At 71.9% G+C, this 5,414-nt stretch carries 8 protein-coding genes; 5 read left to right on the plus strand and 3 right to left on the minus strand.

The genetic code is table 11. From position 1 onward, the window contains the following. Window positions 1-116: 116 nt before the first annotated feature. Entirely contained in the window at window positions 117-395 is a 279-nt protein-coding gene (locus tag H5J30_RS16235; protein WP_181788143.1) for a hypothetical protein, read from the plus strand. Between the two features lie 108 nt (window positions 396-503). Further along, on the plus strand, window positions 504-1,094 hold the full coding sequence (locus H5J30_RS16240) for a Uma2 family endonuclease (protein WP_181788144.1): 591 nt from the start codon (window positions 504-506) through the stop codon (window positions 1,092-1,094). Window positions 1,095-1,116: 22 nt separating this feature from the next. On the opposite strand, the gene H5J30_RS16245 is transcribed toward H5J30_RS16240, so the two are convergent. Both H5J30_RS16245 and H5J30_RS16250 read right to left on the minus strand, forming a co-directional pair. After that, the gene (locus H5J30_RS16245; protein ID WP_181788145.1) at window positions 1,117-1,755 is read right to left on the minus strand and encodes a hypothetical protein; all 639 of its coding nucleotides are present in this window, start codon (window positions 1,753-1,755) and stop codon (window positions 1,117-1,119) included. A gap of 84 nt (window positions 1,756-1,839) precedes the next feature. Then, window positions 1,840-2,463 carry a TetR/AcrR family transcriptional regulator gene (locus H5J30_RS16250; RefSeq protein ID WP_181788146.1) on the minus strand — a complete coding sequence of 208 codons (624 nt, stop codon included), beginning with the start codon at window positions 2,461-2,463 and terminating at the stop codon, window positions 1,840-1,842. Between the two features lie 97 nt (window positions 2,464-2,560). Here H5J30_RS16250 and H5J30_RS16255 point away from each other — a divergent pair, with 97 nt between their 5' ends. Together H5J30_RS16255 and H5J30_RS16260 are read left to right on the plus strand one after the other, a co-directional pair. After that, window positions 2,561-3,205, plus strand: coding sequence for an FMN-dependent NADH-azoreductase (locus H5J30_RS16255; RefSeq protein WP_181788147.1), 645 nt, complete (start codon window positions 2,561-2,563; stop codon window positions 3,203-3,205). A 193-nt stretch (window positions 3,206-3,398) separates the two neighbouring features. Beyond that, window positions 3,399-4,478, plus strand: coding sequence for an amidohydrolase family protein (locus H5J30_RS16260; protein ID WP_309505549.1), 1,080 nt, complete (start codon window positions 3,399-3,401; stop codon window positions 4,476-4,478). 188 nt (window positions 4,479-4,666) lie between these two features. Here H5J30_RS16260 and H5J30_RS16265 read toward each other — a convergent pair whose 3' ends face one another. Further along, window positions 4,667-5,167, minus strand: coding sequence for an ester cyclase (locus tag H5J30_RS16265; protein WP_258563351.1), 501 nt, complete (start codon window positions 5,165-5,167; stop codon window positions 4,667-4,669). An 87-nt stretch (window positions 5,168-5,254) separates the two neighbouring features. Here H5J30_RS16265 and H5J30_RS16270 point away from each other — a divergent pair. Beyond that, a partial coding sequence (locus H5J30_RS16270; protein WP_181788149.1) for a LysR family transcriptional regulator occupies window positions 5,255-5,414 on the plus strand: 160 nt, incomplete at its 3' end.

Raw genomic sequence — 5,414 nt, forward strand, 5'->3', positions numbered from 1 at the left:
CGACATCCGGCGGGACCGGCGCCCCCGGCGGGGTCTTTCGGGCACCGCCGAATGTCGGGGACTTCCCGGCCCTCGCGTTCCTACTGTGGGGCGCTCGGGGGAACGGGGAGGCGGCCATGACGGATGCGTGGGACGCCCCTGACGACCCGGACCGCCCGGACCGCCCGGGCGGCAAGGGTGTGCATCCGGTGATCATCGTCGGCGTGCTCCTGGCCATCGTCGCCGCGGCGTGGCCGTTCGACACCGAGCCGGCCGAGCCGGCGCCCGGCTGCCGCTTCGTCGGCAGGTTCCAGCGGTGCGACACTCCCCCGCCGAGTGAGACCTCCTGGGATCCCGCCCCGCCCGAGGACACGGCAGACCCGTACGAGGACCCCTTCGGCCAGGATGTGCCGTAGGCCCGTCAACGCGTTGACGGTAGCTCACTCGTTCGAGGGGCAAGATCGACGATGCCGGTGGGTACGCTGGTCGTACCGGCGAGGATCCGTCGTATGGGAGCACCTGCTATGAGCGTGGCACCGAAGAAGCCGGAGCACACGACCCCGGCGTGGCCGATGCCGCCAATCGGCGGCTACCGGGCCGACGACCTGGACACGCTCCCCGACCTGCCTCCGCATACGGAGCTGATCGACGGGAGCCTTGTTTTCGTGACGCCGCAGAGTTCGTTTCACTCCGAGATCATCATTACGTTGCAGATCGAGCTGCGGCGCATGGTGCCGGACGGTCTGGCGGTCAGGCGCGAGATGACGGTCGTCATCGACGACCAGCAGCGACCCGAGCCGGATCTGATCGTGCTGCGTTCCGGCGCGCTGGGTGATGGCAGCGAGACCAAGTACGAGGCCGGGGATGTCGTGCTCGCCGTCGAAGTCGTCTCTCCCGAGTCCCGGGGGCGGGACCGGGAGACCAAGCCGCTGAAGTACGCCAGGGCCGGCATTCAGCACTACTGGCGGGTCGAGAAGCAGGACGGCAAGCCCGTCGTCTTCGTCTTCGAGCTGGAGCCGGCGACCGGCGCCTACGTGCCGACCGGGATCCACCGGGACCGGCTCAAGCTGAGCGTCCCGTTCGACCTCGACATCGACCTGACCATCCCGAACTGAACGGAAGACCGCCTCCGCCCCGTCACGGCGCCTCCTCCGCCGTGCCGTGGCGGGCCACGTGGACGCCGATGCGGGCTCCCACCAGCAGGAACCCCGCTGCGCCCGCCCTGGCCACCCACGTCCGCTGCTCGTCCGTCACCTGCACCTCCAGCTTCGCGGGCACCCGCCCCAGGGGGTCCCGGTAGACGGTCAGCCGGTCGCCGGTGCGGGTGTCCCCGTCGCATCCCGGACCCGTGACCTCCGTCTCGGTGCCGTCCGGCAGGCGGACCCGGCAGTGGTGGCCGGTGCGGCCCGTGTTCGGGCCTTCGGTCGTGCGTACGTCCGACACCGCGGCCGCCACCCGTTCCCCCCGCCGATCGAGGACCGCGTCGCCGTGGAATGCCAGCGGCAGCACCAGCAGGGTGTGCAGCAGCCCGGTCGCCACCGCGTAGGGCCAGGGGAGGCCCAGGCCCGCCACGACGAGCATGCAGACGATGCCCGCCATGAAGATCGCCACGCCCAGCAGCGCCGGGCCCTCCAGTCCTGACGAGCGGTCCGTCACCCACGTACCGGCGCGGATCCACAGCGCGGCCACCAGCAGGCCGCCACCCGCCCCCAGAACGCCGCAGAACGCCGTCCACCAGACCGGCGTGCGCCGCCCGGACTTCCCTGTCGCCGCCACCCGGACCTCCCCGCTCTCGGTGCCGTACGGAACGTACCCGCGCGGGTCGGGGAGGGGTCCGGGGGCGGCTCGGTGTGGTGTGGGTCAGGGGTGGCAGACGCGGGTGACCAGGATCTTCCAGCCCTCCGCCAGCGCCTGCAGAGAGCGCTCCCTCTCCCCCTCCGCCGGGTCGGGAGTGGCGAGGTAGAGCAGGATCGGGCCCTCCAGGGCGGCGGCGAGTTGCAGGGTCAGGGCGTCGAGGTGGGTCGCGCCCACGCCCGCGCGTTCCAGCAGCACGCGGATGTGGATGCGCGTGAGTCCCGGGCCGGCGACCGGCACGGGCCGGTTCTGGCCCATGGCTGCGCGGGCCACGGCGTGGTTGTCCAGCAGGAACGTGATGCGCCCCTGGCCGTACGCGATCAGCCGGTCGACGGGGTCGCCGCCGGGGCCCAGCGGCGGCGGGCCGGACAGCACGCGCTGCTGGAAGGTGCGTTCCGCCTCCTCCAGGAGCGCGACGAAGATCCCCGCGCGGGTACGGAAGCGGCGGTAGACCGTGCCCTTCCCCACACCGGCCTGCTCCGCGAGGCAGTCCATGGTGACGTTCTCCGCGCCCGTCTCGTCGATCATCCGGCGGGCCGTGTCCAGCAGCAGCCTGCGGTTTCGTGCCGCGTCGGCCCGCTCCGCACGGGGGCGCTCCAGGGGGATCAGGTCACCGTCCACGGTCGCCACCGTATCGTCAGGGAATCTAACCGGGGTAAAGTCCGTTTATGCTGGATCGAGAGCCGGCGCAAGACGCGCCATCCCCCGCATACGGAGACGAAACCCTATGAACCTCTTCCGCATCGACGCCAGCATCCTCCCCGGCGCCTCCGCCTCCGCCGAGATCGCCGACACCGTCCAGGCCGAGTGGGCCCTGGCCCACCCCGACGCCCCGGTCGAGCGCCGCCACCTGGGCACCGCCCCGCTCCCCGCCGACGCCTGGGCGCTGGCCACCACCGCCGGCTACACCCCCGCCCCCGAGCGCACCCCCGAGCAGCTCCGGGCCAGGGAACTGGCCGAGGCGCTCGCCGCGGAACTGGACCGCGCCGACGCCGTCCTGCTCGCCGTGCCGCTCTACAACTACGGCGTCTCCCAGCACTTCAAGACCTGGGCCGACCTGGTCATCAACGGCGCCGGCGCCACCACCCCCGTACTCAAGGAGAAGCCCACGGTGCTGGTGACCACCATGGGCGGCGGCTACCGGCCGGGCGCTCCCCGGGAGGGCTGGGACCACTCCACGCCGTACCTGCGCCGGGTCCTGGTCGACATATGGCAGGCCGACCTCACCGTGATCGAGCGCGAACTGACCCTGGCCGCCGGCACCCCCGGCATGGAGGAGCTGCGCGCGGAGGCGGCGCTGCGGCACGAGGAGGCGCTGAGCGCCGCGCGGGACGCGGGGCGGGTCCTGGCGGACACGGTGGCCCGGGTGTGAGGACAGGCGGCGCCCCGCCCGTACGTACGGCACCGCGCCGTGCGTACGGGCCGGGGCCCCGCGGCTGTTAACCCGTTTCGGTTGTCTGTCCCTCCGCGCGGCGGTGCGGTCTCCCGCTCGCGTCCCGGCGATCACACAATCCCTTCGTCTGCACCCACCGCTCCACCGCCGAAGGGGATCCGCGTTGCCGTACGTGAGTCGCAGGACCGCAGTCATCGCCACGACCTGGCTCGCCGCCGCCGTCGTCCTCGGGCCCACCGCCGGGTCCGCCGTGTCCGCGGCCGAGGAGGACTGCTTCGACCGCCGCACCGAGCCGTACACCTCGGTCGTCGACGCGCACCTGCACTTCCGGCCCTTCGGGGGCGAGGCCGTGCCGTTCCGCGAGGTCGTCGGCTACCTCAGGCGGACCGGGGTGGAGCACGCCGGGGTCTTCGGCATCGGGCAGAAGCTCCCCGTGGACTCCTCCTGCACGTACTACCTCGACTGCCCCGGCACCCCCGTGCTGCCCAGCCTGAAGAACGACGTCGTCAACGCCGAGAACGTCGTCGAGCACAAGCAGGAGGACGTCGACCTGGCCCTGTCCATGACGTACCCGGACCTCGCCCACCCCGGGACCGTCATGGACGGGATGCGGCTGCTCGACCGGGAGTTCCCGGGGATGTTCCAGTGGATGGGCGAGGTCAACCTCATCAAGCAGGCCCTCCTCCCCAACAAGCACGAGCCCGCCGACGAGGCGGACATCAGGGAGTGGGCGCCGTTCATGGACGAGCTGCGCCGGCGCGGCATGCCGATCACCATCCACTCCGACCTCGGCAACGACCGGGACCCGACGCGGTATCTGCACCTGATGGAGCGCGTGCTGCGGCTCTATCCGCAGAACAAGATCGTCTGGGCGCACATGGGGCTCTCCAAGGAGCTGTCGGCCATGGACCCCGACGAGCACATCGCCCTCATGGAGCGGCTCCTGGAGGGCTACCCGAACCTCACGCTCGACCTGAGCTGGCGGGTGCTGGAGGACATGTACTTCGGCAAGCCGGGGGTGCGGGGGAAGTACGCGGCGCTGTTCGACGAGTACCCGGAGCAGGCGATCCCGGGGACGGACTTCGTCGCGTCGCGGGACAAGGACTTCGGCGTCTACAAGGAGGAGCTGGAGGTGACCAGCCGGATCAACAAGGCCATGGGGGACGAGGCGTTCCGGCGGATCGCGCTCGGGCAGAACTACTTCGACCTGCTGGGGATCAAGAAGCGGGCGCCGGAGATCTGCGAGGCGTAGCGGCACTGGGGTGGGTACGGGGCGCCCCCTCCCCCGTACGGGTCGGGGACCCGGCGCCGCCCCGTGGTCGGTCCGAACAGGCGGCGCCGGGCTGTGGCAGGAGTGTGCGGGGGCGGCCGGGGGCGGGGGGAGGTGTTTCGGGCGTCGTCGAAACTCGGGCGGGGGCGAAGGGGGCGGGCGGCCCGCGGCTACCGGCCCTCGGCGCCCAACTGCCGCAGCAGGTCCCGGTTGTCGACCCGTACCCACTCCTCGACCAGCCGCCCGCGCCCGTCGAACCGGAAGATGTTGATCAGGTCGAGGACCACCCGCTTGCCGTTCGGCGGCAGCGGACCGGCCGGGGACTGCGTGAACTCCCGGACGAACGTGCCCTCGATCCACGTCCGGCACGCCACCCGGTCCCCTGCGGCGACGATCGCGCCGCGCCGTATCGACCGGTCGTCGAACGCCGCGCGTACGGAGGCGAAGTACGCGTCGAGGCCGGCGAAGTCCGCCTCGAAGCCGCCGGGGCCGTGGAAGCGGAAGCGGTCCGTGTCGAAGTACGAGGCGGCTTCGGCCGGGTCGTCGCCGGAGACCTCCAGTTCGCCGGCGCGGACGAGGCGGGCCACGAGTTCGTCCGGCGTGAACGGCCGGGCCGCCGCGGGCTCCTGTGTCCGTGCCGCGGCTGCGTACGCCATGGGTTCCTGTGTCATGCCACCAAGGCTGCACCGCCTCAGTCATGCAGTCCAACGATGACTCGGCATCGTTTCCATGAGCTGAGCGCATGCTAATTTCAGCCCATGTCCGAGTTCACGCTCACCGGCCTGCGCATCGTCCACCGCGTCGCCACCGCCGGCTCCTTCACCCGCGCGGCCGAGCAGCTCGGCTACACGCAGTCGGCCGTCTCCCGCCAGGTCGCCGCCATGGAGGCGGTGGCCGGGGCGCCGTTCTTCGACCGCA

This window comes from Streptomyces phytophilus, from assembly GCF_013870535.1.
Taxonomy (GTDB): Bacteria; Actinomycetota; Actinomycetes; order Streptomycetales; family Streptomycetaceae; genus Streptomyces; species Streptomyces phytophilus.

What these genes read in the sequence shown, in the direction of transcription:
- H5J30_RS16240 (WP_181788144.1), top strand. Translation starts at nt 504, where the DNA reads ATGAGCGTGGCACCGAAGAAGCCGGAGCACACGACCCCGGCGTGGCCG.
- H5J30_RS16235 (WP_181788143.1), top strand. Translation starts at nt 117, where the DNA reads ATGACGGATGCGTGGGACGCCCCTGACGACCCGGACCGCCCGGACCGC.
- H5J30_RS16265 (WP_258563351.1), bottom strand. Translation starts at nt 5,167, where the DNA reads ATGACACAGGAACCCATGGCGTACGCAGCCGCGGCACGGACACAGGAG.
- H5J30_RS16255 (WP_181788147.1), top strand. Translation starts at nt 2,561, where the DNA reads ATGAACCTCTTCCGCATCGACGCCAGCATCCTCCCCGGCGCCTCCGCC.